Annotated in this window: 20 protein-coding genes; 6 read left to right on the plus strand and 14 right to left on the minus strand. The window is 69.8% G+C overall.

Annotation, left to right across the window (positions count from 1 at the left end):
- Positions 1-42 precede the first annotated feature (42 nt).
- The 4 genes from OG896_RS12800 to OG896_RS12815 all read right to left on the minus strand — a co-directional run bounded on the left by OG896_RS12800 (position 43) and on the right by OG896_RS12815 (position 4309).
- Complete coding sequence (locus tag OG896_RS12800) at positions 43-2547, minus strand: hypothetical protein (RefSeq protein ID WP_329365134.1); 2505 nt, start codon at positions 2545-2547, stop codon at positions 43-45.
- Positions 2548-2699: 152 nt separating this feature from the next.
- The gene (locus tag OG896_RS12805; RefSeq protein WP_329365136.1) at positions 2700-3137 is read right to left on the minus strand and encodes a DUF6113 family protein; all 438 of its coding nucleotides are present in this window, start codon (positions 3135-3137) and stop codon (positions 2700-2702) included.
- Positions 3134-4030 carry an N-acetyl-1-D-myo-inositol-2-amino-2-deoxy-alpha-D-glucopyranoside deacetylase gene (gene mshB / locus OG896_RS12810; RefSeq protein WP_329365138.1) on the minus strand — a complete coding sequence of 299 codons (897 nt, stop codon included), beginning with the start codon at positions 4028-4030 and terminating at the stop codon, positions 3134-3136. The genes OG896_RS12805 and mshB overlap by 4 nt, the downstream gene beginning before the upstream one ends.
- A gap of 84 nt (positions 4031-4114) precedes the next feature.
- Positions 4115-4309, minus strand: coding sequence for a hypothetical protein (locus OG896_RS12815; RefSeq protein ID WP_328468859.1), 195 nt, complete (start codon positions 4307-4309; stop codon positions 4115-4117).
- 260 nt (positions 4310-4569) lie between these two features.
- Here OG896_RS12815 and OG896_RS12820 point away from each other — a divergent pair, with 260 nt between their 5' ends.
- The 6 genes from OG896_RS12820 to OG896_RS12845 all read left to right on the plus strand — a co-directional run bounded on the left by OG896_RS12820 (position 4570) and on the right by OG896_RS12845 (position 13687).
- Positions 4570-6795 (plus strand): S9 family peptidase, encoded by a 2226-nt coding sequence (locus OG896_RS12820; RefSeq protein ID WP_329365140.1) that lies wholly within the window; start codon positions 4570-4572, stop codon positions 6793-6795.
- A gap of 541 nt (positions 6796-7336) precedes the next feature.
- The gene (locus OG896_RS12825; protein ID WP_329365142.1) at positions 7337-8371 is read left to right on the plus strand and encodes an ABC transporter permease; all 1035 of its coding nucleotides are present in this window, start codon (positions 7337-7339) and stop codon (positions 8369-8371) included.
- 100 nt (positions 8372-8471) lie between these two features.
- A complete protein-coding gene (locus OG896_RS12830) occupies positions 8472-10229 on the plus strand; it encodes an ABC transporter substrate-binding protein (RefSeq protein WP_329365144.1) in 1758 nt (585 codons plus the stop codon).
- A 136-nt stretch (positions 10230-10365) separates the two neighbouring features.
- Complete coding sequence (locus tag OG896_RS12835; protein ID WP_329365145.1) at positions 10366-11343, plus strand: ABC transporter permease; 978 nt, start codon at positions 10366-10368, stop codon at positions 11341-11343.
- Positions 11344-11395: 52 nt separating this feature from the next.
- A complete protein-coding gene (locus OG896_RS12840; RefSeq protein ID WP_443057022.1) occupies positions 11396-12466 on the plus strand; it encodes an ABC transporter ATP-binding protein in 1071 nt (356 codons plus the stop codon).
- A gap of 21 nt (positions 12467-12487) precedes the next feature.
- Positions 12488-13687, plus strand: a complete 1200-nt coding sequence (locus OG896_RS12845) for an ABC transporter ATP-binding protein (protein WP_329365147.1) — start codon at positions 12488-12490, stop codon at positions 13685-13687.
- A 142-nt stretch (positions 13688-13829) separates the two neighbouring features.
- On the opposite strand, the gene OG896_RS12850 is transcribed toward OG896_RS12845, so the two are convergent.
- From OG896_RS12850 to OG896_RS12895, 10 genes are all read right to left on the minus strand, one after another.
- Positions 13830-14915 (minus strand): ABC transporter ATP-binding protein, encoded by a 1086-nt coding sequence (locus OG896_RS12850; protein ID WP_328468847.1) that lies wholly within the window; start codon positions 14913-14915, stop codon positions 13830-13832.
- On the minus strand, positions 14884-15954 hold the full coding sequence (locus tag OG896_RS12855; RefSeq protein ID WP_329365150.1) for an ABC transporter ATP-binding protein: 1071 nt from the start codon (positions 15952-15954) through the stop codon (positions 14884-14886). Before OG896_RS12855 ends, OG896_RS12850 begins: the two co-directional genes overlap by 32 nt.
- Positions 15955-15965: 11 nt before the next feature.
- Entirely contained in the window at positions 15966-16964 is a 999-nt protein-coding gene (locus tag OG896_RS12860; RefSeq protein WP_329365152.1) for an ABC transporter permease, read from the minus strand.
- The gene (locus tag OG896_RS12865; protein ID WP_329365154.1) at positions 16957-17880 is read right to left on the minus strand and encodes an ABC transporter permease; all 924 of its coding nucleotides are present in this window, start codon (positions 17878-17880) and stop codon (positions 16957-16959) included. Before OG896_RS12865 ends, OG896_RS12860 begins: the two co-directional genes overlap by 8 nt.
- A 67-nt stretch (positions 17881-17947) precedes the next feature.
- On the minus strand, positions 17948-19588 hold the full coding sequence (locus OG896_RS12870; RefSeq protein WP_329365156.1) for a peptide ABC transporter substrate-binding protein: 1641 nt from the start codon (positions 19586-19588) through the stop codon (positions 17948-17950).
- Between the two features lie 277 nt (positions 19589-19865).
- A complete protein-coding gene (locus tag OG896_RS12875; RefSeq protein WP_402441906.1) occupies positions 19866-20969 on the minus strand; it encodes an ABC transporter ATP-binding protein in 1104 nt (367 codons plus the stop codon).
- Entirely contained in the window at positions 20962-21987 is a 1026-nt protein-coding gene (locus OG896_RS12880) for an ABC transporter ATP-binding protein (RefSeq protein ID WP_329365158.1), read from the minus strand. The genes OG896_RS12875 and OG896_RS12880 overlap by 8 nt, the downstream gene beginning before the upstream one ends.
- A gap of 11 nt (positions 21988-21998) precedes the next feature.
- On the minus strand, positions 21999-22931 hold the full coding sequence (locus OG896_RS12885; RefSeq protein WP_329365160.1) for an ABC transporter permease: 933 nt from the start codon (positions 22929-22931) through the stop codon (positions 21999-22001).
- Positions 22924-23847 carry an ABC transporter permease gene (locus tag OG896_RS12890; protein WP_329365162.1) on the minus strand — a complete coding sequence of 308 codons (924 nt, stop codon included), beginning with the start codon at positions 23845-23847 and terminating at the stop codon, positions 22924-22926. The genes OG896_RS12885 and OG896_RS12890 overlap by 8 nt, the downstream gene beginning before the upstream one ends.
- A gap of 78 nt (positions 23848-23925) precedes the next feature.
- Positions 23926-25560, minus strand: a complete 1635-nt coding sequence (locus OG896_RS12895; protein ID WP_329365164.1) for a peptide ABC transporter substrate-binding protein — start codon at positions 25558-25560, stop codon at positions 23926-23928.
- Between the last annotated feature and the right edge of the window lie 264 nt (positions 25561-25824).

The raw sequence follows: 25824 nt of genomic DNA on the forward strand, positions 1-25824 counted from the left end.
TTCGCCCGGTTCCTGACGGCTCTTGCCGGCTCCCGCGTGCTCCTACTGCTGGACCGCGTCCTGGAGCGTCACGCTGCGCCCGGCGACGGTCTTGGAGTTCAGCGCCTGGATCAGCGCGGTGGCGACGTCCTGCGGGGTGACCGCGGTCTTCGAACCGTTGCCGCGCTTCAGCAGCACCCCGTCGAAGGAGTTGCCGTACAGCGCCTGGAGCGCCTTCAGGTCGATGTGCGGGGCGAGTTGGCCGTCCGGCGTGGCCTGCATGGTGAGGAACTGCGGCAGCGTCTTGTTGAACGGCAGGTCCTTGCCCCCGGCCAGGATGTGCACCGGGCCCATCATCGCGGTCTTGCCGAAGCCGTTGACCGCCTTGTCCAGCGTCGCCTGGGTGACCTTCGGCTGCACGGTGGTGCCCCGGAGGTCGATCGGGGTGTTGCGGCCGGACTCGGCCCGCAGCCGGTAGGCCGCGGAGACCTGGGTCGCGGCGGCGTTCACGTCGACGGACTGGCTGGGCTTGCCGGGCACCGCGACGGCCTTGCCGCCGGTGAAGCGCACCATGCCGTCCGTGCCCTTGCTCGACGGCCCCGCGACCGTCGTCAGCGCCGCCTTGAGCTTGTCCTGGTCGACGACGATCACCGGGTCCGTGACCTGGGTCCGGCCGAAGAGCGAGCCGACCACCGAGACCGGGTTGTAGTCGGAGTGCGCCACCTTGCGGACGGTGGCGTCGGTGTCGATGGACAGGCCCGCGATCGACGGCTTGAGCGAGTGCTGCTTGCCGTCGACGGTGACGGTGAGCGCCGCGGTGCCCCGGTTGCCGAGCGCGTGGTTCAGCTTCTTGACGGCCGTCGCCTGGCTGGTGTTGCCGATGTCCACGCCGAGCACGGTGGTGCCCTTCGGCACGTCGGAGTGGTTCATCAGCAGCCCGGCGCCGTACGCGAGGACGGCGGCGCCGACGACCGCGACACCGAGCAGCGCGAGCTTGGAGCGGCCCTTCTTGACCGGCTTGGCCGACTTCGCCGGTGTGGACGGCGCCGCGGGTCCTGGCCGCGGGACGGACCCGGGGGCGCCGGGTCCGGGCGGCGGCACTGCTCCGGGGCCGCCCGCGGCGCGGCCGGGGCCCTCCCCCGACGGCACCGGCGGGATGCCGCCGACCAGGGTGTCGCCGGCGTCCATCCGCCGGGGCGGCTCGGAACCGGCCGGGGCCGGCGGGCGGATGGCGTGCTCGCCGGTGTCGCCGCCGATCGGCGGCACCCGCATGTCGCCGGTGGCCGGGCCGGTGGTGGCCCCGGCGGGCGGCGGCAGCGGCGCGGCGCCGCCGCCGGGCGCGAACGGGTCGGTGGGGATGCCGCGCGGCACCCCGGGCGGGAAGTCCTCGGTGCCGAACGGCGCCGGCCCGGAGCCGGGTTCGGCGCGGCCCTCGGCGCCCGCGGGGGTCTCGAAGGGCGAGGCGAACCCGCCCGACGGCGTGTCGTGCGGGCCGCGCGCGGCCGGGGCGTCGTCGAACGGCGAGCCCACCGGCGGCGGCAGGAACGCCTGCGGAATCTGCTGCGTACCGGTGTCGGAGTCGGTGAACGGCTCGGCGAACTGCTCGTCGTACGGCCCCGCGAAGGGGTCGTCCGCGCGCGGGGTGCCCCCGGCGGGGGTGCCCGCGCCGAAGAAGCCGTCCGCGACCGGGGACCCGGCGTCCGGTGCGTCGCCGCCGCCCGGGGACCGCACCGGCGGCACCGTGAAGCCGCCGCCGGCCGTCCCGTTGCCGGGCGCACCGCCACGCGGGAAGTCGCCCTGGAAGCCGTCGCCGGAGAAGCCCTCGGAGAAGCCGTCGCCGGTCGCCCCCGCGCCCGGGGGGAAGCCCGTCGGGGCCTGGCCGGAACCGCTGCCGGGAGCCGTACCGGTGTCCGTGCCGAAGCCGGGGCCGCCGCCCGGGAAACCCTCACCCGGGAAGCCGTCGCCGGGGAAACCCTCACCCGGGAAGCCCTCACCCGCACCGGAACCCGCGGCCGAGCCGGAACCGGAGCTCGTACCCGGAGCGGAACCCGCGCTCGTACCGGCGGCCGAGCCCGTACCCGAGCCCGTGGGGCCGACCGGCTTGCGCGGCGCGAACCAGTCGCTGGTCTTCTCCTTCTTCTCGGCCCGCTCCTGCGGAGCTTCGCCGCCCTGCCCGCCGTCGGCGGGAGGTTCACCGGCGGAGGCGCCCGCGGTGCCCGGGGCCGCGGTGTCCGGGGCACCCGCGCCCTGCGGTCCGGCCGCGGGGGCCGCGGCGCCCTCCTCGACGGTGGTGCGCATGACGACCGGCGGGATCGGCCGGGAGCCGGGGATGTTGATCCTGATCCGGGTGGTCAGCGTCGTCTCGGTCCTGGGCTCGCCGGCCGCGTCCGCGTCGGTGCCCTGCTCGGCCGCTTCGGCGCCGTCCTGCTCCTGGCCGGCCGGACGCGGCCGCTCCTGCGGGTGCAGCGACGGGAAGGGGCGGGGGCCGTAAGGCGGGGTCCCTGACGGGTACGCGGCACCGCCGCGTCCCTGGGGACCGGAGGACGAACTGTCAGTTTCACGACTCAAAGGAGGCTCTCCCGGTTAGCCACGCCGCCCGACACATCACTTGGCAGGCGGCTCGCCGGCGCACCCACCATACCGACCTGTGCGCGGAGGCGACTGCGGTCCGGCGGAACGCTGGGGCACACCCAACCATGCGTCGGCCCCTGCCCGCCAAGTCAGGCCCTATTCGTGCCGGATGAGGGTACTTGGGGCAGCGTGGCGCAGATCACCGCCGACAACGCCCCGCCGAGCAGGTAGATGTACGGCCCGATGCCGGCGGCGAGCAGGAAGTCGCCCTCCGGCTGGGAGCCGCTGAGCAGGATCACGCACACCAGCCAGACCGCGGCGGGCACCACGGTGCCCAGGCGGGTGCCGGTGAGCTTCCCGCCGCCGTAGAAGGCCGCCACGCACCCGGCGAGCGCCAGCAGCAGCCCACCGGGCTCCCAGGCGGCCTGCACGAGGGCGCCGGCCACCGCGATGGCCACCGCGAGCACGGCGAGGCCGAAGTACCCGGCGATCCGGGCGCCTTGCGTCCCCCGCGGGTTGCTGGACAGCGGCCGGATCACCGGCGTACGGGACGGGGCCGGACCGCGGCCGGCGGCGGGGCGGCTCATCGCGCGCCGCCCGGCGCCTCGGCGGACTCGGGTTCCGCGCCGAACAGGTCGTCCGCGCGGCCGGTGGACTCGCCCCGCACCTGCCGGTAGTACTCGACGGCGAAGAACGGCTGGCCGAGGTCGTTGGAGAGCGCGAAGAAGGGGCCGTCGACGGCGATCTGGGTGGCGTGCGCCCGCATCGCGGCGGTCTTGCGGTCGGCGTAGGCCGAGCCGTCGACCGACGCGGTGACGAGCGCGTCGTCGACCACGCCGGGGACGTCGTCCGGGGTCGCGACGCCCTTGAACGGGAAGTCCCGGCCCTCGGCGGCGAGCCGGTCGAAGCCGGCCTGGACGACCGAGCGGGGCGTGCAGATCTCGTAGACGCGGTCGACCCGGTGGCCGCGGTCGGCGGCGAGTTCGTAGCCGCGCATGGCGACGCGGTGCGCCTGGATGTGGTCCGGGTGGCCGTAGCCGCCGTTGTCGTCGTAGGTCACCAGGACCTGGGGGCGCACCTCAAGGATGACGTCGGCGAGGTGGCCGGCCGCCTCGTCCAGGTCGGCGCGCCACAGGCAGGCCGGATCGTCGTTCTGGGCGACGCCCATCATCCCGGAGTCCCGGTAGCGGCCGGGGCCGCCCAGGAAGCGGTGGTCGGTGACGCCCAACGCGGCCATGGCGGAAGCCAGTTCGCCGATCCGGTGCTCGCCCAGGGTGTCGTCGCGGTCCGCGGCGAGATGGGCCAGCTCCGGCGGAATGACCTCGCCCTCCTCACCGAGGGTGCAGGTGACGAGGGTGACGAGGGCCCCCTCGGCCGCGTACTTGGCCATGGTGGCGCCGTTGTTGATCGTCTCGTCGTCCGGGTGGGCGTGGACGAACAGCAGGCGCCGCTCAGGAGGGCCGTCGGGAGCATCGGTCATGGTCGAAGCCTACGGCTCCGCCCACCGGACCCGGGCAGCGGCCGCCGCTGCTGCCCGCCGTCCGCTTACCCGCCGGTATGACCGTCAGATCTTGATGTTGGAGATCGTCTGCGCCACGTTGCTGGTGAGGTCGGTGATCTGGGGCGCCCACGAGGAACTGGCAAGGTAGAAGCCGAGCAACGTACAGGCCACCGCGTGTCCCGCCTTGAGTCCCGATCGGCGGATCAGCAGGAACACGATGACTAGCAGCAGCAGCACCGCCGAAATCGAGAGTGCCACAGCGGCTCACCTCCTCATACGCAGGGTCCATGTCAGTTGCCACATGCTTATTACCCACCCACGGCTACGGATCATAACTTTCCGTGCGACCGCATATGTCGGAGCACGGAAGCACGCGGGGGCGCATGACCAGATCCAGCCAACGGCCGTGCCCGGTACGGCGGGTGGGCCGGCGCCGGACCGCCAGGTCAGGGCGGCGCGGGCGGCGCCGGGCGCTAATACAGGGGCGATTGTCGGTGCCACCCTCTAGGGTCGCGGGTATGACGTACCTCTCATTCCCACGGCAGCACGCGAGGACACAGCGGTTCACTCTCGGGGCGCCGCGGGCCTTCGCGGTCGCGCCGGGCGGGGACCGGGTGGCGTTCGTGCGCTCCCGGTCGGGCACCGAGCGGGAGCAGTTGCTGTGGGTGCTGGACCTGGCGGAGGGCGGCGCGGACACGGCGGCGGTGGAGCGGCTGGTGGCCGATCCCGCCGCGGTGCTGGGCGGTGCGGACGAGGAGTTGCCCGCGGCGGAGCGGGCCAGGCGCGAGCGCAGCCGGGAGGGCTCCGCGGGCGTGGTGGCCTTCGCCGTGGACCAGGCGGTCGAACTGGCCGCCTTCGCGCTGTCGGGGCGGCTGTTCGTGGCGGATCTGACCGCCGTGGAGACGGCCGCCGAAGGGACAGCCGAAAAGGCGGCCGCAGGCACCGGCGGCGGCGTGCCCGCGGTGCGCGAACTGCCGGTGCCCGGCCCGGTGGTGGACCCGCGGCCGTCCCCTGACGGCCGCTGGGTGGCGTACGCGGCGGGCGGCGCGCTGCGGGTGGTCGGCGCCGATGGCGCGGGGGCCGACGACCGCGCGCTCGCCGAGCCTGACGGCGCGTCGGTGACGTGGGGGCTGGCGGAGTTCGTCGCGGCCGAGGAGATGGACCGCACCCGCGGCTTCTGGTGGGCGCCGGACAGCAGCGCGCTGCTCGTCGCCCGGGTGGACGAGGCACCGGTCCAGCGCTGGTGGATCTCGCAGCCCGCATACCCGGACCGGCCGCCGGTCGAGGTGGCCTACCCGCAAGCGGGCACGCCCAACGCGGAGGTGACGCTGGCCCTGTTCACGCTGGACGGCTCGCGCACCGATGTCGAGTGGGACCGGGACCGCTATCCGTACCTCGCGTCGGTGCACTGGTCGGCGGCCGGCCCGGCGCTGCTGCTGGTGCAGACCCGGGACCAGCGCGCGCAGGCATATCTGACCGTGGACCGTAAAACCGGCGCGACCGAGACGGTGGCCGTCGAGGAAGATCCAACTTGGCTGGATCTCTTCCCCGGTGTGCCGGTCCGCACCCCGGCCGGCGAGCTGGTCACGATCACCGACACATCGGGAGCACGTGCCCTGAAGGTGGGCGAAAGGACGCTGACCGGCCCGGGGTTGCACCTGCGGGCGGTGCTGGACACCGGCGCCGAGGATATTCTGGTGACCGCCTCCTCCGGTGAGACGGCGGCCGAGCCGGAGATCGGCGAGGTGCACGTCTACCGGGTGGACCACCGCGGCACGGACGCCGCCCCGGTCCGGGTCTCCACCGAACCGGGGGTGCACACCGCGGTGCGCGGCGGCGGCCTGACGGTGCTGACGACCTCCACCCTGGACCGCCCCGGAGCGGTGACCCGGGTGCTGCGCGACGGCGCCGAGGTCGCCCGGATCGCCTCCCATGCCGAGACCCCGTCCCTGACCGCGCGGCCCCGCCTGCTGGAAGCCGGGCCGCTGCGCATCCCGACCGCGGTCCTGCTGCCGACCGGCTGGAGCGAGGACGACGGCCCGCTGCCGGTGCTCCTCGACCCGTACGGCGGCCCGCACGGCCAGCGGGTGTACGCGGCGCACAACCCGCACCTGGTCTCGCAGTGGTTCGCCGACCAGGGCTTCGCGGTGATCGTGGCCGACGGCCGCGGCACCCCGGGGCGTTCGCCCCGGTGGGAGAAGTCCATCGCCGGCGACTTCGCCGGGATCTCGCTGCCCGACCAGGTGGCGGCGCTGCACGCGGTCGCCGAGCGGTATCCGCTGGACCTGGGCCGGGTGGCGATCCGCGGCTGGTCGTACGGCGGCTATCTCGCCGGACTCGCGGCCCTGCGCCGTCCGGACGTCTTCCACGCCGCGGTGGTCGGCGCCCCGGTCACCGACCTGCGGCTGTACGACACGCACTACATGGAGCGCTACCTCGGCGACCCCCGCGAGCAGCCCGAGGTCTACGAGGCGAACTCGCTGGTGGGCGACGGCGGCCTGGTGCAGGCCGCCGAGCCGGCCCGGCCGATGATGGTGATCCACGGCCTCGCCGACGACAACGTCCTGGTCGCCCACTCGCTGCGGCTGTCCACCGCGCTGCTGGCGGCCGGCCGGCCGCACGAGGTGCTGCCGCTGTCCGGGGTCACCCACATGACCGCCCCCCAGGAGCAGGTAGCCGAGAACCTGCTGCTGCTCCAGGTGGACTTCCTCAAGCGCGCCCTCAGCGGCCGCCCGCACGGATAGCCCGCCGGCCGCAGCCGCGGCCGCGGCCACGGACGCCGCCCCACCCGCCGGCCGGACCGCCGGAGAACCCGCGGAGCGCAGCACCGAAGATCCCGCCCGAAGCCCCGGACACATCGCGTCCGGGGCTTCGGCGTGCATACGAACCGGAAGGAATGCTCACACCATTCCGGCCATGGGGAGGACGGCGAGGTTAGGGGGAACGGCCGGCCGGGGACCACATCATCACGAGCCCCGACCGGCCTACGGCACCCGCACGGCCGTACGTTGTTCAGACTGCTCGGTCCGTATATCGGAGCTGCGACAGAAAAGTTGCTTGCATGTAAACGCGCTACGTCCAAAAATATCCGTTTTGCCCGTTTCAAATATCAGATGTCAAGCACGTACGGACACCAATCTGCAAAACCTTCGCTCAAGATGCCAAACAACAAGCTTTCTTCCCTCCTTCCCCCCTTGACTGGAAGTTGATTCCATTGCGAAAGTCCCGCTCAACACGCGTTGCGCATCGGCGTTGTACGCACGTTTTCGGTCCCGGGGAAGTGTGATGACAAGTCCTAGTAAGGCTGCCGCTGAGAGTGCCGGCAGCCTCACTCTCGACCCAGAGGGCGGCAACCCCGACCCCGGGCAGCACCAGGCACCCGAACTGGTGGGCCGGTCGCCGCGGCAGCTTGCCTGGATCAGGTTCAAGCGCGACAAGATCGGCATGCTCTGCGCCGTCGTCGTGGCGATCTTCATCCTGGTCGCGATCTTCGCGCCCTTGATCGTCAAGCTGTACGGCCAGAACGCGTACTCGCTCTACGGCCAGGACGACGGCCTGCTCAACGCCTACGGCCTGCCGATCAAGCCCAACGGTGGCATCGACGGCACCCACTGGTTCGGCATCGAGCCGCGCCTGGGCCGCGACGTGCTGGCGCTGCTGATCTACGGCATCCGTACCTCGCTGGGCGTCGCGGTGTGCGTGACGATCCTCTCGGTGGTCCTCGGCGTCGTGGTCGGCCTGGTGCAGGGCTACATCGGCGGGCGCACGGACTACTTCGTCGGCCGGGCCTCCGACTTGATGATGTCCTTCCCGCAGCAGCTGTTCTTCATCGCCTTCACGCCGGTGATCCTCTCGCTGTTCGTCAAGCCGGGTGCCGGCGAGCCCACCTACCTGCGGTTCACCGCGCTGGTGCTGGTGCAGTTCATCCTGGGGTGGATGTCGCTCGGCCGCCTGGTGCGGGCACAGGTGCTGTCGCTCCGGGAACGCGAGTACATCGAGGCGGCCAAGCTCTCCGGAGCGTCCAGCGGCCGCATCATCCGCAAGGAGCTGCTGCCCAACCTGTGGACCACGATCCTCGTGCAGTCCACCCTGCTGGTGCCGGTCAACGTGACGGCCGAAGCGGGTCTGTCCTTCCTCGGCGTCGGCATGCAGCAGCCGACCCCGGACTGGGGACTGATGTTCCAGGACGCGGCCGCGAACTACCAGTCCGACCTCACCTACATGTTCTTCCCCGGCATCGCGATGGTCATCTTCGTCGTCGCCTTCAACCTGCTCGGGGACTCAATCCGGGACGCTCTCGATCCCAAGACCATCCGCTGATGAGTGTCCACGTCGTCTCGCCGGTCCCGGGGAGCGGCAAGGCCAGTTCGATGACAGGCAGGAATAGATGAAGAAGCGTAGGGCGTATAGCGCCGCAGCTGTGCTGTCGGTGGGGGCTCTGGCCCTGAGCGCATGCAGTAGCGGCAACGGCGGGGGCGGGTCCGACAACCCGAGCAGCGGCAGCTCGACCGCCGCCACCACTGCGAAGGTGCAGGCCATCACGGTGGGCACCGCGGCCGACTCGGTCGGCCCGGCGCCGGCTGTCGCGGGGGCGAAGAAGGGCGGCACCGCGATCGACCTGGAGCCGGCCGGCATCAACCACCTGGACCCGGCCGAGGCGTACGTCAACCAGGAGCAGGTCATCGGCCAGCTCTTCAGCCGCCAGCTGACCAACTACAAGATCGACCCGACGACCGGCAAGACGGTCCTCGTGGGCGACCTCGCCACCGACACCGGCACCTCCTCGGACGGCGGCAAGACCTGGACGTTCCACCTCAAGGACGGCCTGAAGTGGCAGGACGGCACGCCGATCACCTCTGACCAGGTGAAGTACGGCATCGAGCGGCTGTTCTCCAGCTTCGAGACCGCCGGCCCGCAGTACGTCCAGCAGTGGCTGACCGGCTCGACGGACTTCCGCAAGGTCTACGGCGGCCCGCAGGGCGGCAAGTCGCTGCCGGACTCGGTGCTGGCCACCCCGGACGACAAGACCATCGTCTTCCACTTCAAGGCGCCGCACGCCGACGCCCCGTACGCGATGGCGCTCTCCGGCTCCGGCCCGATCCTGAAGGCCAAGGACACCGGCCCGAAGTACGACACCGCGCCGTTCTCCGACGGCCCGTACGTGGTCAGCAGCTACAAGCCGGGCAAGGCCCTGGAGCTGACCCGCAACAAGTACTGGGACCCGAAGACCGACCCGATCCGCGGTGCGTTCCCCGACAAGTGGGACATCCAGCTCGGTGTCGAGCAGCCCGGCCTGACCCAGCGCCTGGAGCAGCAGAGCGGCAGCGACAAGAACGCCGTCTCGCTGGTCCAGTCCGCCGACCCGACGCAGATGTCGGTGCTCGCCGGCTCGCAGTACAAGTCGCGGCTGGAGAGCAACTACCAGCCGTTCGTGGACGTGTTCAACATCAACGTCTCGCGGATCACGAACGTGAAGGTCCGCCAGGCGATCATCTACGCGTTCCCGATGCAGCAGGTGCAGACCGCGCTCGGTGGCCCGCAGCAGGGTGAGCTCGGCACCAACCTGATCGGCCCGACGGTCTCCGGCTTCAAGGCGTCCGACCCGTACGGCAAGCTGACCAAGCCGCTCGGCGACCCCGAGAAGGCCAAGCAGCTGCTCAAGGAGGCGGGCGTCAAGGACCTGCACCTGTCCTTCGCGTACTCCAACTCCGGTCAGCGCTGGGCGAACGTCGCCACCACGCTGAAGAACTCCTTCGCCAAGGCCGGCATCACGCTGGACGCCAAGGCCATCGACCCGACCGCGTACTACACGCTGATCGGCAAGAAGGACAACCCGTACGACCTGTACCGCACCGGCTGGGGCAGCGACTGGCCGAACGCCTCCACCGTCATCCCGCCGACCCAGGACGGCCGGCTGATCGCGGACGACGACCCGAACTACTCGCACCTGAACGACCCGAAGGTCAACAGCGAGATCGACCGGATCAGCAAGATCACGGACCTCAACCAGCAGGCCGCCGAGTGGCAGACGCTGGCTGAGACGATCATGAAGACCGACGCGCCGGAGATCCCGTACCTGTACGACAAGTACTACAACATCTACGGCGAGGGCCTCGGCGGCGTCAGCTACAACTCCGCCTACGGCACGATCAACCCGAACACCATCTACGTGAAGTAGTCGGCACCACCGGCGTCGGCCCCGCGGCACCATCGCGGGGCCGGCGCCACCGGCGCGAGCCGAAAGCTCCACCCGATCCCTCCCGCTCTCGACCGGCGCCGCCACCCGCGGCCCCCCTACGGAAGAGCCCGACCCCATGCTCCGTTTCCTCACCCGCCGGGTGCTAGGCGCCGCAGTCATCCTCGTACTGATCAGCCTGGTGACATACCTGCTGTTCTTCGCCCTGCCGAGCGACCCGGCACTGCTGTCCTGCGGCAAGAACTGCACGCCGTCGAACATCCGCCAGATCCACAAGAACCTCGGTCTCGACAAGCCGGTCATCGTCCAGTGGTGGAACTACCTGATCGGCATCTTCGGCGGCCGTCACCTGCCGATGGGCAACTGCCCGGCACCGTGTTTCGGGCTCTCCTTCAACAACCAGACCCCGGTCTGGTCGCTGCTGAAGGACCGCTACCCCACCACCCTGTCGCTGGCCATCGGCGGCTCCTTCACCTTCCTCGTGGTCGGCGTCGGCCTCGGTCTGATCTCCGCCTGGAAGCAGGGCTCGATCTTCGACCGCGCCGCCAGCTCGGTGTCCCTGCTGGGCCAGTCGGTGCAGATCTTCTTCATCGGCCCGCTCGCCATCTACGCGTTCTCCTACAAGCTGGGCTGGCTCAACCGCGGTGGTGACCCGAGCTGGACCAGCAACCCGGGTGCCTCCTTCTCCGGCATGGTGCTGCCCTGCCTGGTGATGTCGGTCATCTTCTGGTCCAACTACAGCCGCCAGACCCGCTCCCTGATGGTCGAGCAGCTGTCCGAGGAACACGTACGGACCGCCCGGGCCAAGGGCATGGGCGCCCGCTACGTCTTTCTGCGGTACGCGCTGCGCGGCGCCATGGGCCCGATCATCACGATCTTCGGCATCGACCTCGGGTCGGTCTTCGGCGGTGCGATCATCACCGAAGCCACCTTCGGCCTGCACGGCCTGGGCAACCTCGCCGTCTCGGCCGTCACCCAGCAGGACCTGCCGCTGGAGATGGGCGTGATGCTGATCGGCGCCACCTCCATCGTCGTCTTCAACATCATCGTCGACGCCTGCTACGCCCTCATCGACCCACGGATTCGGCTCGCATGAACCCGGCGCACCCCCTACCGCACCAGGCTCCGGACCCGAGGAGAGCCCCGAAGTGACCACAGTGACCAAGCCGGACCCCGCACCCGAACCCAAGGGTTCGCTGAGCACCGACCCGTTCCTCTCCGTCCGCGACCTCTACGTGCGGTTCGCGACCGAGGACGGCACCGTCAAGGCGGTCGACGGGCTGTCGTTCGACCTCGAACGCGGAGAGACGCTCGGTATCGTCGGCGAGTCCGGGTCGGGCAAGTCGGTGACGAACCTGGCCATCCTCGGGCTGCACAACCCGCGCAACACCACCATCAGCGGCGAGATCACGCTCGACGGCCAGGAGCTGACCGGGGCGAGCAACCGCACCCTGGAGCGGCTGCGCGGCAACAAGATGTCGATGATCTTCCAGGACTCGCTCACCGCGCTGTCGCCCTACTACACGGTGGGGCGGCAGATCGCCGAGCCGTTCATGAAGCACACCGGCGCCTCCAAGCGGGAGGGCCGGAACCGGGCGATCGAGATGCTCGCCAGGGTCGGCATCCCGCAGCCGCAGACCCGGGTGGACGACTTCCCGCACCAGTTCTCCGGCGGTATGCGGCAGCGCGCGATGATCGCGCTGGCGCTGGTCTGCGACCCGGAGCTGGTGATCGCGGACGAGCCCACCACGGCGCTCGACGTCACCGTGCAGGCCCAGATCCTCGACCTGCTCAAGGACCTCCAGCAGGAGACCGGCACCGCGATCATCCTGATCACCCACGACCTGGGGGTCATCGCGAACACCGCGGACAACGTGGTCGTGATGTACGCGGGCCGGGCGGTGGAGCGCGGCACCACCCGGGAGATCCTGAAGTCCCCCGAGCACCCGTACGCATGGGGCCTGCTGGGCTCCATCCCGCGGCTGAGCGCCTCGGTGGACGTGCCGCTGGCACCGATCCCGGGGACCCCGCCGAGCCTGCTGAACCCGCCGTCGGGCTGCCCGTTCCATCCCCGGTGCGCCTTCGCCGAGACGGTCGGCGGCGACCGGTGCAGCACGGAGCGGCCGCAGCTGCCGGACGGACGGGGCTCCGCGTGCCACCTGACCGCAGAGCAGAAGCGTGACATCTTCATCGAGCAGATCCAGCCGCGGCTGCGCTGACCGGGAGTCGAGGAACCAGCAATGAGTGAACAGCAGAAGCCGAGCCTGGAGAAGGGCGCTACGGCCGACGCGGCTGCGGTGACGGAGGAAGCCGGCGCGGCGCCGGAGACGGCCGTGCCGGTCAAGCGCCCGGAACCGGGCGAGCGGCTGCTGGACGTCACCGGCATGCGCAAGTACTTCCCGATCCACGGCGGCTTCGTGTTCCAGCGCCGGGTCGGGGACGTCCGGGCGGTCGACGGTGTCGACTTCCACATCGACAAGGGCGAAGCGCTCGGCATGGTCGGTGAGTCCGGCTGCGGCAAGTCCACGACCGGACGACTGGTCACCCGTCTGCTGGAGCCGACGGCAGGCCGGGTCGAGTACGCCGGGCAGGACATCACGCACGCCTCCCGCAAGCAGCTGGCGCCGATCAGGTCCGAGATCCAGATGATCTTCCAGGACCCGTACGCCTCGCTCAACCCGCGGCAGACGGTCGGCAACATCATCTCCGCGCCGATGGAGATCAACGGGATCAACCCGGCCGGCGGCCGGGAGAAGCGGGTCCGCGAGCTGCTGGAGACCGTCGGTCTCAACCCCGAGCACTACAACCGCTTCCCGCACGAGTTCTCCGGCGGCCAGCGACAGCGCATCGGGGTGGCCCGCGCCCTGTCGGTGAACCCGAAGCTGATCGTGGCCGACGAGCCGGTCTCCGCGCTGGACGTCTCCATCCAGGCGCAGGTGGTGAACCTGCTGCAGAAGGTGCAGAAGGAACTCGGCATCGCGTTCCTGTTCATCGCGCACGACCTGGCGATCGTGCGGCACTTCTCGCAGCGCATCGCGGTGATGTACCTGGGCAAGATCGTGGAGATCGGCGACCGCGACTCGATCTACACCAAGCCGCGCCACCCGTACACCCACGCGCTGCTCTCCGCGGCGCCGGAAGCGGACCCGGACGACAAGGGCCGCGAGCGCATCCGGCTGGCCGGCGACGTGCCCTCGCCGATCAACCCGCCGTCCGGCTGCCGGTTCCGCACCCGCTGCTGGAAGGCGCAGGACGTCTGCGCCGAGCAGGAGCCGCCGCTGGTGCAGCTCGGCGACAGCGTGGACGGCCACATGACCGCCTGCCACTTCCCCGAGGAACCGACGGTCACGGCGCGCGAGGAGGACATAGTGCTCGACCCCGCGCTCGCCGCTGCCGAGGAGTCGAACGCGGTGGCCTCCGCGTCGGAGGAGTCCGCCTGACCCTGACCGCCCGACTCCTGAGCGCCTGACCGTGGCCACGGCCACCGCGGGCCCGTGCGGTACCGAACGCCAGGGCCGTGTCCCGACTCCCTGCGGGGAATCCCGGACACGGCCCTGGCGTTCGGCATCGCACGGGTGGCTCTCACTCCGGCGGGACGATCTGCTTCTCCTCGGCGAAGTGGCACGCCGAGGGGTGCTCGGCCGGGCCCGCCGTGCCGCGGAAGACCTCCGGCACCGCCAGCGGCGGCTCCTTCTCGGCACAGATCTCCTGGGCCTTCCAGCAGCGGGTGCGGAACCGGCAGCCGGACGGCGGGTTGGCCGGCGAGGGCACGTCGCCGGCCAGGATGATCCGCTCCCGGTGCTCGCGCGCCTCCGGGTCGGGCACCGGCACCGCCGAGAGCAGCGCCTGCGTGTACGGGTGGGTCGGGTGCTCGTAGATCTGCTCGTCCGAGCCGATCTCCACGATCTTGCCGAGGTACATCACGCCGACCCGGTCGGCGATGTGCCGCACGATCGACAGGTCGTGCGCGATGAACATGTACGACAGCTGGAACTCGTCCTGCAGCCGCTCCATCAGGTTGACCACCTGCGCCTGCACCGAGACGTCCAGCGCGGAGACCGGTTCGTCGGCCACGATGATCTCGGGGCGCAGCGCCAGGCCGCGGGCGATGCCGATCCGCTGCCGCTGGCCGCCGGAGAACTGGTGCGGGTAGCGGTTGATGTACTCGGGGTTGAGCCCGACCACGTCCAGCAGTTCCTGCACCCGGCGCCGCCGGTCGCCCTTCGGGGCCACCTCGGGGTGGATGTCGAAGGGCTCGCCGATGATGTCGCCGACCGTCATCCGCGGGTTCAGCGAGGTGTAGGGGTCCTGGAAGACCATCTGGATGTTGCGGCGCACCGCCTTCAGTGCCCGCCCGGACAGCTTGGTGATGTCCTCGCCCTTGAAGACGATCTCGCCCGCGGTGGGCTCCTCCAGGTTCATCAGCAGCTTGGCCACGGTGGACTTGCCGCAGCCGGACTCGCCGACGATGCCGAGTGTCTCCCCCGCGTACAGGTCGAAGTTGACGCCGTCGACGGCCTGGACGGCGCCGATCTGCTTCTTGAAGAGGATGCCGCGGGTCAGCGGGAAGTGCTTGACCAGGCCCCGGACGGTCAGGATCGGCTCGCGCCCGGAGGGGTCGGGCGGCACGGGCCGCTCAGGCGTCTGCGGACGGGAGGCTGTCGTCATCCAGGGTCTCCTTCCAGAAGTGGCAGGCGCTCGCCCGGTCCTGGTCGACCCGGTACAGCGGGGGCACGTCGGTGCGGCACACGGCCTGCGCGCGCGGGCAGCGCGGGTTGAAGGCGCAACCGGGCGGGATGTGCAGCAGATTGGGCGGCAGGCCCTTGATCGCGTACAGCTCGCGGCCCTTCTGGTCCAGCCGCGGGATCGAGTCGAGCAGGCCCTTGGTGTACGGGTGGGCCGGTGCCCGGTAGATGTCGTGGACCGGCGAGGTCTCCACGATCCGCCCCGCGTACATCACCGCGATCTTGTCGGCGACGTCCGCGACCACCCCCAGGTCGTGGGTGATCAGGATCAGACCCATGTTGTACTCGCGCTGCAGATCCGCGAGCAGGTCCATCACCTGCGCCTGCACCGTCACGTCCAGCGCCGTGGTCGGCTCGTCCGCGATGATCAGGTCCGGCTCCAGGGCCAGCGCCATCGCGATCATCACGCGCTGCCGCATACCGCCGGAGAACTGGTGCGGGTACTGCTTGACGCGCTCGCGGGCGGCCGGGATGCGGACCCGCTCCATCAGCTCGATCGCCTTGGCGCGGGCGTCCTTGCGGGACGCCTTGTGGTGCACCCGGAACATCTCGCCGAGCTGCTCGCCGACGCTGAGCACCGGGTTGAGCGAGGACAGCGCGTCCTGGAAGATCATCGCCATCTTCGCGCCGCGGACCCGGCGCCGCTCCTCGGTGCCGAGCTTGAGCAGGTCCCGGCCCTGGAAGACCACCTCGCCGCTGGTGATGAAGCCGGGCGGCGTGTCGAGGATGCCCATGATCGCCTGCGCGGTGACCGACTTGCCCGAGCCGGACTCGCCGAGCACCGCCAGCGTCTCCCCGGCGTTCACCGAGTAGTCCACGCCGTTGACCGCCTTCGCGGTGCCCTCCCTGGTCCGGAACTCCACGTGCAGGTCGCGTACGTCGAGCAGCGGGCCGCCGTCGCCGGGCGGCCGCCCGGGCGCCACCACCGCCGCGTCCGTGGCTCCTGTGCCACCTGTTGGCATCGCGACGCCTCCTAGCGCAGCTTGGGGTCGAGGGCGTCGCGGACCGCGTCGCCGAGCATGATGAACGCCAGCACCGTCAGGCTCAGCGCGCCGGCCGGCCACAGCAGCATGTGCGGCGCGTTGCGGATCTCGTTGGACGCGTCGGAGATGTCGATGCCCCACGAGACGGTGGGCGGTTTCAGGCCCACCCCGAGGTAGGACAAGGTCGCCTCCAGCGCGATGTACGTGCCCAGCGCGATGGTGCCGACCACGATCACCGGGGCGACCGCGTTGGGCGCGATATGGCGTACCAGCATCCGGGAGTTGCCGGCGCCGAGCGCGCGTGCGGCCTGCACGTAGTCGTTCTGCCGGGCGGTGATCACCGAGCCGCGGGCGATACGCGCGATCTGCGGCCAGCCCAGCAGCACCATGAACCCGACCACCGGCCACACCGTGGAGTTGGTGACCACCGACAGGAAGACCAGGCCGCCCAGCACCACCGGGATGCCGAAGAACACGTCGCTGATCCGGGAGAGCACCGCGTCCCACCAGCCGCCGAAGAACCCGGCGAGGCCGCCGAGCACGCTGCCGAGGATGACCACGCCGGCGGTGGCGCACACGCCGACGGTGACCGACGCCCTGGCCCCGTACACCACCCGGGTGTAGACATCGCGGCCCTGGTTGTCGAAGCCGAAGGGGTGCCCGGGGGACGAACCCTCCTGCGCCCTGGCCAGGTTGGCCTTCAGCGGGTCCTGGGTGGCGATGGTGCCGGGCCAGATCGAGATGAAGATCAGGAAGAGGATGATCAGCGCGGAGATGATGAAGATCGGGTTGCGCCGCAGGTCGCGCCAGGCGTCGGACCACAGGCTGCGGGGCTTGGCGGCCGGGCCGCCCTCCTGGCCCTCCCCCGGCGGCTTCTCCAGGGTCTCCGCGTCGGTGGCGGCCAGGTCCATACCGCCGCCGAAGCCGCTGGTCGGCGCGATGGCCTGGTTGGGGTCGACCGCTTCGTTCGGGTCGATCGGTTCAGGCATAGCGAATCCTCGGGTCCAGGACCGCGTAGAGCAGGTCGACAAGCAGGTTGGCCAGCAGGAAGACCAGCACCAGGATGGTGACGAAGCCGACCACCGTCGGCGCGTTGTTGCGCAGGATGCCCTGGTAGAGCTGGTAGCCGACACCGTGGATGTTGAAGATCCGCTCGGTGACGATCGCGCCGCCCATCAGGGCGCCGATGTCGGTGCCGATGAAGGTCACCACCGGGATCAGCGAGTTGCGCAGCAGGTGCCGGATGATCACCCGGCGCCGGGGCAGGCCCTTGGCGACGGCGGTACGCACGTAGTCGGCGCGGGTGTTCTCGGCGATGGAGGTGCGGGTCAGCCGGGTGACGTAGGCGAGCGAGACCAGGGCCAGCACCAGCCCGGGCAGGATCAGTTCGTTGAACGGCGCGCTCGGTGACACCGAGGGGCTGGTCCACTTCAGCTCCACGCCGAAGATGTACTGGAGCACGTAGCCGGTGACGAAGGTCGGCACCGAGATGACCACCAGGGTCAGCAGCAGCACCCCGGTGTCGACCGGCTTGCCTCGCCGCATGCCGGTGATCACGCCGAGGGCGATGCCGATGATGATCTCGAAGATGATGGCCACGATGGTCAGCCGGATGGTGATCGGGAAGGCGCTGCCCATCAGCGAGGTCACCGACTGGCCGTTGAAGGCGGTGCCGAAGTTCCCGCTGAAGATGTTCTTCATGTAGTGCAGGTACTGGGCGCCCAGCGAGTGGTCGAGGTACAGGTCGTGCCGGATCTGGGCCGCGGTGGCCGGGTCGGGTGCCCTTTCGCCGAAGAGCGCGGCGACCGGGTCGCCGAGCGCGTAGACCATGAAGAAGATCAGGAACGTGCTGCCGATGAACACCGGGATCATCTGGAGCAGCCGCCGGATCACATAGCGTCCCATGGGGCCTCCTGCACGGGGAGTGGGCGGAGGCCGCACCGGGGCGACCCGGTGCGGCCTCCGGCCGGTCTCACTTGACCTTGATCTCGTTGTAGACCGGGACGCTGAACGGGTTGAGGAGGACGTTGCTCAGGTTCGAGGAGTAGCCCGCGCTGCCGTTCTGGTACCACAGCGGGATCGCCGGCATGTCCTTGACCAGCAGCTTCTCCGCGTCCTGGAAGGTGCTGATCGCCTTGCCGGTGTCGCTGTCGGCGTTCGCCTGGTTGACCAGCTTGTCGAACTGCGGGTTGCTGTAGTGCGAGTCGTTCGACGAGGCGTTGGTGAAGTACAGCGGCTGCAGGAAGTCCTGGATCAGCGGGTAGTCCATCTGCCAGCCGGACCGGAACGGGTTGGTCATCTGCTTGTTGGTGATCTTGTTCCGGAAGTCGGCGAAGGTGCCGGTGGGCTCGCCCACGCACGCCTTGTTGTTGCCCAGCACGTTGTTGATGCTGTTGCAGACCGCGTCCACCCACTCCTTGTGCGAGCCGGTGTCGGCGTTGTAGCCGATGGTGATCTTCCCGCCCGGCAGGCCGCCGCCCTGCGCGATCAGCTGCTTGGCCTTGGCGGGGTCGTAGGTGCACTCCTGGCCGCACAGCCCGGCCTTGTAGCCGCCCGCGCTGCCGAGCACCGGCGAGGTCCAGTCGGTGGCGGGGGTGCGGGTGTTCTGGAAGATCTGCTGGGTGATCTGCTTGCGGTTGATCGCCATCGACAGGCCCTGCCGGACCATCGCGGACTTCGCCGACGACCAGCGGTTGCTGTACAGCGGGAAGGCGATGGTCTGGATGATGCCGGCCGGCTCGTTGATGTAGCGGCTGCCGAGGTCGGACTTGACGTTCTTCAGCTGCGAGGCCGGGATGTCGTCGACCAGGTCGATGTTGCCGGCCTGCAGGTCGGTGTACGCGGTGTTGTTGTCGGTGTAGACCCGCAGGTCGACGCCCTTGTTCACGGCCGCGTCCGGCCCGGTGTACCCGTCCCACTTGCGCAGGGACATCTGGGTGCCCTTGGTGTAGTTCTGGATCAGGTACGGCCCGTCGCCGATCGGCTTCTTCAGCCAGGCCGCGTGGTTGGTGAAGAACGACTGCGGCAGCGGGTAGAACGCCGCGTAGCCGAGGGTGTCCGGCCACAGCGAGAACTTCTGGTTGAGCTTCACCTTGAACTCGGTGTTCGACACCTTCGTCAGACCCGAGAGCTTGGTAGCGGTGGCCGTGGCGCCGGCGGCGTCCGGGTGCACCTTGTCGTAGCCGTCGATCTGCTCGAAGAAGAAGGCGTTGAGCTGGGCGTTCTTCAGCAGCGCGCCGTAGTTCCAGGCGTTGATGAAGGAGTCGGCGGTGACCGGGGTGCCGTCGGAGAACTTGAAGCCCGGCTTGATCTTGATGTCGAAGTTCTGCGCGTCGGTGCTGGTGATCGACGAGGCGATCAGGTTCTCGGCCTTCGCCGTCTTCGGGTTGTACTTCTTCAGGCCGCGGAAGACCATGTCGAGCACCTTGCCGCCCTGCACCTCATTGGTGTCGGCCGGCTCCAGCGGGTTCTGCGGGTCTCCCCAGGAGGCGCGGACGATCCCGTTGCTGCTACCGCCGCTGCTGCCGCCGCTGCTTCCGCCGCCGCAGGCCGTGGCGGCCAGCGCGACCGCCAGCACGCCCACCGCACACCTCACGCGTGTGGCTCCGCGCATCGAACGCCTCCTCATGGGTCACAAATGGCATGTGAGTACTCATGACACCCCAATACGGACACGACCGCACTTCTTCGCTCCCGTGTCGTGGGCCCAAAGTGCGGGTCAGGAGGTGGCCGGGCGGCGGAAGTTCACCCGGTTGGCCGCGCCCGGGCGGTCGCGGAACCCGTGCACGCCGAAGCGCCCCGGCCCGCGGCAAGGCGGACCGGGGCGCTCCCGGGTGTTATACGGCGGCGGCTCGCGCAGCGGGCCGGCGCCGGCTGTGTGCGACGGTGCGTCAGGCGGCGTCGGCGGACGCGCTGCCCACTACGTCCTTCTCCGCCGCGAAGTGGCACGCCGACTCGTGCGCGGCCGGGCTGTCGGAGCCCGCGAAGACCTCCGGCACCGCGAGCAGCGGCGTCTCCTGCGCGCACCGCTCCTCCGCCTTCCAGCAGCGGGTGCGGAACCGGCAGCCGGACGGCGGGTTGGCGGGCGAGGGCACGTCGCCGGAGAGGATGATCCGCTCCCGGTGCTCGCGCGCCTTCGGGTCCGGCACCGGCACCGCGGACAGCAGCGCCTGCGTGTAGGGGTGGGTCGGGTGCTCGTAGATCTCGGTGTCGGTGCCGATCTCCGCCATCCGCCCCAGGTACATCACGCCGACCCGGTCGGAGATGTGCCGCACGATCGACAGGTCGTGCGCGATGAAGATGTAGGACAGGCCGAACTCGTCCTGCAGCTTCGCCATCAGGTTGATCACCTGTGCCTGCACCGAGACGTCCAGCGCGGAGACCGGCTCGTCGCAGATGATGATCTCCGGGTTGAGGGCCAGGCCGCGGGCGATGCCGATCCGCTGCCGCTGGCCGCCGGAGAACTGGTGCGGGTAGCGGTTGATGTACTCGGGGTTGAGCCCGACCACGTCCAGCAGCTCGCGCACCCGGGCCCGGCGGTCGCCCTTCGGGGCCACCTCGGGGTGGATGTCGAAGGGCTCGCCGATGATGTCGCCGACCGTCATCCGCGGGTTCAGCGAGGTGTAGGGGTCCTGGAAGACCATCTGGATGTTGCGGCGCACCGCCTTCAGCGCCCGGCCCGAGAGCCGGGTGATGTCCTCGCCCTTGTAGAACACCTCGCCGGAGGTGGCCCGCTCCAGGTTCATCAGCAGCTTGGCCACGGTGGACTTGCCGCAGCCGGACTCGCCGACGATGCCGAGCGTCTCCCCCGCGTACAGGTCGAAGGAGATGCCGTCGACGGCCTTGACCGCGCCGATCTCCTTCTTGAAGAGGATGCCCTGCGTCAGCGGGAAGTGCTTGACCAGGTTGCGGACCCGGAGGATGGGCTCGCGGACGGCGGGCTCGCCGGCGGCGGGCGCACGAGAGGCGCGCTCACGGGAAGTGGGCTCAGTCACCGATCGTCTCCTTCCAGAAGTGGCAGGCGCTGCCCCGCTCGGCGCCGACGGTGTGCAGCGTCGGCACCTCGGTACGGCACACGTCCTGCGCGATCGGGCAGCGCGGGTGGAACGCGCAGCCACCGGGGATACGGGTCAGGTTGGGCGGCAGGCCCTTGATCGCGTACAGCTCCTGGCCCTTCTGGTCCAGCCGCGGGATCGACTGGAGCAGGCCCTTGGTGTACGGATGCGCGGGCGCGCCGTAGATGTCGTGCACCGGCGAGCTCTCCACGATCCGCCCGGCGTACATCACCGCGATCTTGTCGGCGACGTCCGCGACCACCCCGAGGTCGTGGGTGATCAGGATCAGGCCCATGTTGTACTCGCGCTGGAGCTCCGCGAGCAGGTCCATCACCTGCGCCTGCACCGTGACGTCCAGCGCCGTGGTCGGCTCGTCCGCGATGATCAGGTCCGGCTCCAGGGCCAGCGCCATCGCGATCATGATCCGCTGGCGCATACCGCCGGAGAACTGGTGCGGGTAGTCGCCGATCCGGTCCTTCGCGGCCGGGATGCGCACCCGGTCCATCAGCTCGATCGCCTTGGCCCTGGCCTGCTTGCGGGACATCCCCTGGTGCACCCGGAACATCTCGCCGAGCTGGTAGCCCACGCTGAGCACCGGGTTGAGCGAGGACAGCGCGTCCTGGAAGATCATCGCGATCTTCCGGCCGCGTATCCGGCGGCGCTGCTCGGCGGACATCTTCAGCATGTCCTGGCCCTGGAAGAGGATCTCGCCGTGCGTGATCCGGCCGGGCGGCATGTCGAGGATGCCCATGACGGTCTGCGCGGTGACCGACTTGCCGGAGCCGGACTCGCCGAGCACCGCCAGCGTCTCACCGGCGTTCACCGAGTAGTCGACGCCGTTGACGGCGCGGGCCACCCCGTCACGGGTGTGGAACTCCACGTGCAGGTCGCGTACTTCCAGCAGCGGAGTGGTGGACGCGGGCGCCGCGGCGCCCGCCCTCTCGTCGGTGACAGTCAACGTGACGCCTCCTAGCGCAGCTTGGGGTCGAGGGCGTCGCGGACCGCGTCGCCGAGCATGATGAACGCCAGCACGGTGATGCTGAGCGCGCCCGCCGGCCACAGCAGCATGTGCGGCGCGTTGCGGATCTCGCTGGACGCCTGGGAGATGTCGATGCCCCACGAGACGGCCGGCGGCTTGAGGCCCACGCCGAGGAAGGACAGCGTCGCCTCCAGCGAGATGAACGTGCCCAGCGCGATGGTGGCCACCACGATGATCGGGGCGAGCGCGTTGGGCGCGATGTGCCGCAGCAGCATCCGGGTGTTGCTCGCGCCGAGCGCGCGGGCGGCCTGCACGTAGTCCTGCTGCTTGGCGGTGATCACCGCGCCGCGGGCGATACGCGCGATCTGCGGCCAGCCCAGCAGCACGATGAAGATCGACACGGTGGTGACGGTGCCGCCCTTGACCACGGAGAGGAACACCACGCCGCCGAGCAGGATCGGGATGCCGAAGAAGACGTCGCTGATCCGGGAGAGGATCGCGTCCCACCAGCCGCCGAAGAACCCGGCGAGGCCGCCGAGCAGCGAGCCGAGCACCGCCACCCCGAGGGTGGAGAAGATGCCGACCGACACCGACGCGCGGGCGCCGTACACCGTGCGGGTGTAGACGTCGCAGCCCTGGGTGTCGAAGCCGAACGGGTGCCCGGAGGTGGCCCCCATCTGGGACTTGGCCAGGTCGCAGGAGAGCGGGTTGCCGCTCGCGAGCACGCCCGGCCACAGCGAGATGAAGATCAGGAAGAGGATCAGCAGGCCCGATATGTAGAACATCGGCTTGCGGCTGAGGTCGTGCAACGCGTCGGACCGCAGGCTGCGGGCCTTCTCGCGCTCCTTGCCCTGATCGGAGGGCTGCTGGGGGGTGGTGGCGACGCCGTTGACCACCGAGTGGCTGTCGGTCATCTCAGACATACCGAATCCTCGGGTCCAGGACCGCGTAGAGCAGGTCGACGAGCAGGTTGGCGGCGAGGAAGACGATCACCAGGATGGTGACGAAGCCGACCACCGTCGGTGGGTTCTGCCGCAGGATGCCCTGGTAGAGCTGGTAGCCGACGCCGTGGATGTTGAAGATCCGCTCGGTGACCACCGCGCCGCCCATCAGAGCGCCGAGGTCGGTACCGAGGAAGGTGACCACGGGTATCAGCGAGTTGCGCAACAGGTGCACGGTGACCACGCGCCGCCGGGGCAGGCCCTTGGCGACCGCGGTACGCAGGTAGTCGGCGCGGGAGTTCTCCGCGACCGAGGTGCGGGTCAGCCGGGCCACATACGCCAGCGAGACGCCGGCCAGCACCAGGCCAGGCATGATCAGGTCGCCGATCGGGGCGCCCTCGGCGACCGCGGGGTTGGCCACGTGCCACTTCACACCGAAGAAGTACTGGAGCAGGTAGCCGGTCACGAAGGTGGGGACCGCCACCACGACCAGGGTGAACGCCAGCACACCGGAGTCGGCGAACCGGCCGCGCCGCAGGCCCGCGACGAGGCCCAGGCCGACACCGACCACCGCCTCGATCGCGAAGGCGACCAGGGTCAGCCGGATGGTGACCGGGAAGGCGGTACCCATCAGCTCGGTGACCGGCTGGCCGCTGGCCGAGGTGCCGAAGTCACCGGTGAAGATCTGCTTCATGTAGTGGATGTACTGGGCCGGTAGTGAGTGGTCCAGGTACATCGCGTGCCTGATCTGCGCCGCGGTGGCCGGGTCGGGCGCTTTGTCGCCGAACATGGCCGCCACGGGGTCGCCGAGGGCGTAGACCATGACGAAGATCAGAAACGTCGTGCCGATGAAGACCGGCACCATCTGGAGCAGTCGCCTGATGACGTAGCGCCCCATGTGTCCTCCATGGATCGGACCAGACGGTGGTGCGCGCCCGCCCCGGGGTCGCCGGGGCGGGCGCGGCACGGCATCAGGTCAGCTGTTGACCGTGATGTCCGTGTAGACGGGGTAGCTGAACGCGTTCTCGGTCACGTTGGACACGCGCTTGGACCAGCCCGCCTCGCCGTTCTGGTACCAGAGCGGGATCACCGGCATGTCCGTGAAGAGCAGCTTCTCGGCCTGCTGGTAGAGCTCGGTCGCCTTGGTGGTGTCCGGCTCGGCGTTCGCCTGCTTGATCAGCGCGTCGAACTTCGGGTTGCTGTAGTGCGAGTCGTTCGAGCTGCCACCGGTCGCGTACAGCGGCGTCAGGAAGTCGTCGATCAGCGGGTAGTCCATCTGCCAGCCCGACCGGAACGGGTTGGTCATCTGGCCCTTGGTGATCTGGTTCCGGAAGTCGGCGAAGGTGCCGGTGGGGGCACCCACGCACGCCTTGTTGTCGCCCAGCACGTTGTTGATGCTGTTGCAGACCGCGTCCACCCACTGCTTGTGGGAGCCGGAGTCGGCGTTGTAGCCGATCGTCATGTGGCCGCCGGGGATGCCGCCGCCCGCCTTGATCAGCTCGCGCGCCTTGGCCGGGTTGTACGTCACCGAGTCGCCCGCGATGGTGGCGCTGTAGCCGCCGGCCGCGCCCAGCACCGGCGAGGTGAGGTCGCCGGCCGGGGTGCGGGTGCCCTGGAAGATCTTCTGGGTGATGGTCTTGCGGTCGATCGCCATCGACAGGCCGAGCCGGACCTTGTCCATGCCGGGCGCGTTCCACGCCTTCTGGTTCAGCGGGAACGACACGGTCTGGATGATGCCGGCCGGCTGGTTGAGGTAGCGGCCGTCCAGGTCGGACTTGGCGTGCGTGAGCTGCTCGGCCGGGATGTCGTCCAGCACGTCCAGGTTGCCGGCCTGCAGGTCGGCGTAGGCGGTGTTGGAGTCGGTGTAGACCTTGAGCAGCACGCCCTTGTTCTTCGGCTTGCTCGGCCCGGTGTAGTACGGGTTGGGGACCAGCTTCATGCTGGAGCCCTTGGTGTAGGACTCGACCTTGTACGGGCCGTCGCCGACCGGCTTGTTGAGGTAGCCGGCGTGGTCGGTGAAGAACGACTTCGGCAGCGGCGCGAACGCCTTGTAGCCGAGCCGGTCCGGCCAGGTGGAGAACTTCTGGGTGAGCTTGACGGTGAAGGTGCTGCTGTCCACGACCTTCAGGCCGGACATGGTCTTCGCCGTCGGCGCGCCGCTGTCCGGGTGCACCTTGTCGTAGCCCTCGATGTCCTCGAAGAAGTACGCGTTGAGCTGCTTGTTGGTGAGCAGCGCGCCGTAGTTCCACGCGTCCACGAAGGAGCTGGCGGTGACCGGGGTGCCGTCGGAGAACTTCAGACCCGGCTTGAGCTTGATGGTGAAGTTCTGCTGGTCGGTCGTGTCGATCGACTGGGCCGCCTCGAGGTTGGCCTTGCCGGTCTTCGGGTCGTACTCCTTGAGGTCCATGAAGATCATGTCCAGGACCTTGCCGCCCTGCACCTCGTTGGTGTTCGCGGGCTCGAGCGGGTTCTGGGGGTCACCCCACCAGGCCCTGACGATCCCGTCGTTCGAGCCGCCGGCCTTGTCCGAGCTTCCGGAACCGCAGGCGGTCGCGGCCAGCGCGACTACCGCCGCTCCTACGACCCACTTGGCGCTCTTGGCACCGCGCATGGGTATGCCTCCTCAGGAGTCACTGTCGATACATGTGTCGATGTGTGAGAAGGCCGAGCGCCCCCTGACACCCCTGACAGCGACTGCGACCTTCTGTGCTCGTGAGTCGGCGCGGCAGTGGCTGCGCGTGACCCATTGACCCGAGCTCAACCTGATCCACTATCCGCTACGGAAGAGGGCCGCCGTGCAGCCGTGATCACGCCCAGGTCACGAGGCCGCGCCTACACCGTCCTGAAATCCGGACAATCCGGAACGTATACAGAC

The organism is Streptomyces sp. NBC_00669 (assembly GCF_036226785.1).
GTDB lineage: Bacteria > Actinomycetota > Actinomycetes > Streptomycetales > Streptomycetaceae > Actinacidiphila.

Excerpts from the sequence above, each read along its gene's own strand:
- OG896_RS12850 (WP_328468847.1), bottom strand. The coding sequence starts at position 14,915 with ATGACGACAGCCTCCCGTCCGCAGACGCCTGAGCGGCCCGTGCCGCCC.
- OG896_RS12845 (WP_329365147.1), top strand. The coding sequence starts at position 12,488 with ATGAGTGAACAGCAGAAGCCGAGCCTGGAGAAGGGCGCTACGGCCGAC.
- mshB (WP_329365138.1), bottom strand. The coding sequence starts at position 4,030 with ATGACCGATGCTCCCGACGGCCCTCCTGAGCGGCGCCTGCTGTTCGTC.
- OG896_RS12855 (WP_329365150.1), bottom strand. The coding sequence starts at position 15,954 with ATGCCAACAGGTGGCACAGGAGCCACGGACGCGGCGGTGGTGGCGCCC.
- OG896_RS12890 (WP_329365162.1), bottom strand. The coding sequence starts at position 23,847 with ATGGGGCGCTACGTCATCAGGCGACTGCTCCAGATGGTGCCGGTCTTC.
- OG896_RS12870 (WP_329365156.1), bottom strand. The coding sequence starts at position 19,588 with ATGCGCGGAGCCACACGCGTGAGGTGTGCGGTGGGCGTGCTGGCGGTC.
- OG896_RS12825 (WP_329365142.1), top strand. The coding sequence starts at position 7,337 with ATGACAAGTCCTAGTAAGGCTGCCGCTGAGAGTGCCGGCAGCCTCACT.
- OG896_RS12820 (WP_329365140.1), top strand. The coding sequence starts at position 4,570 with ATGACGTACCTCTCATTCCCACGGCAGCACGCGAGGACACAGCGGTTC.
- OG896_RS12865 (WP_329365154.1), bottom strand. The coding sequence starts at position 17,880 with ATGGGACGCTATGTGATCCGGCGGCTGCTCCAGATGATCCCGGTGTTC.
- OG896_RS12835 (WP_329365145.1), top strand. The coding sequence starts at position 10,366 with ATGCTCCGTTTCCTCACCCGCCGGGTGCTAGGCGCCGCAGTCATCCTC.
- OG896_RS12860 (WP_329365152.1), bottom strand. The coding sequence starts at position 16,964 with ATGCCTGAACCGATCGACCCGAACGAAGCGGTCGACCCCAACCAGGCC.
- OG896_RS12895 (WP_329365164.1), bottom strand. The coding sequence starts at position 25,560 with ATGCGCGGTGCCAAGAGCGCCAAGTGGGTCGTAGGAGCGGCGGTAGTC.
- OG896_RS12805 (WP_329365136.1), bottom strand. The coding sequence starts at position 3,137 with ATGAGCCGCCCCGCCGCCGGCCGCGGTCCGGCCCCGTCCCGTACGCCG.
- OG896_RS12885 (WP_329365160.1), bottom strand. The coding sequence starts at position 22,931 with ATGTCTGAGATGACCGACAGCCACTCGGTGGTCAACGGCGTCGCCACC.